General features: G+C 52.7%; 1 protein-coding gene. It reads right to left on the bottom strand.

Annotation, left to right across the window (positions count from 1 at the left end):
- Positions 1-248: 248 nt before the first annotated feature.
- Positions 249-641 (bottom strand): integrase core domain-containing protein (locus ACOYQJ_RS26235; protein ID WP_422908821.1); only part of this gene is annotated, 393 nt, incomplete at its 5' end.

Genomic DNA, 641 nt, shown 5'->3' on the forward strand with positions numbered 1-641 from the left:
ACCGCAGAAAGCTTCCTTGGTTTTGTAGACATCACGTCCATCCGCCTTTGGGTCAGCCTTTTGTCAACATGACCTAGATGGGCTAGATAACTCTACATTCAAAGAGAGAAAATAATAATAAAGAGCGGTAACAATAAGATAATAATAAGATAATAATAAGATAAGCAGGTATGCCCCCGTCCTACCCTGCCCAGCGTATGGAGTATCAAGCCCCTGGAGTGCCCCCATCGGGTGGTCCAGTTTGAATGTTAATGCATGGTCGGTCTTTGGTCTATCGGGACGATGCTCTTGGGCGCTGGCGGCCGGTATCTTAAGGCGCTGTGGGGCCTGACCGTATTGTGGTGACGTCGCCAGCGTTCAATCAGGATCTGGGCCTCGCGTAACGTGGTGAAGACCTCGCCGTTTAGCAGCTCATCCCGGAAACGGGCGTTGAAGCTCTCACAGTAGCCGTTCTCCCACGGTGAGCCTGGGGTGATGAATGCGGTTTTCGCGCCCACGGCACCGATCCAGGCACGTACCTTCTTGGCAATAAATTCTGCGCCATTGTCCGACCTGATGTATGCTGGCGGGCCGCGTAGGATGAACAGATCCGTCAAAGCATCGACCACATCCGTTGAATTGAGCCTGCGTTTGACCCGGAT

The sequence above is a fragment of the Pacificoceanicola algae genome (genome assembly GCF_049341065.1).
GTDB lineage: Bacteria > Pseudomonadota > Alphaproteobacteria > Rhodobacterales > Rhodobacteraceae > Pacificoceanicola.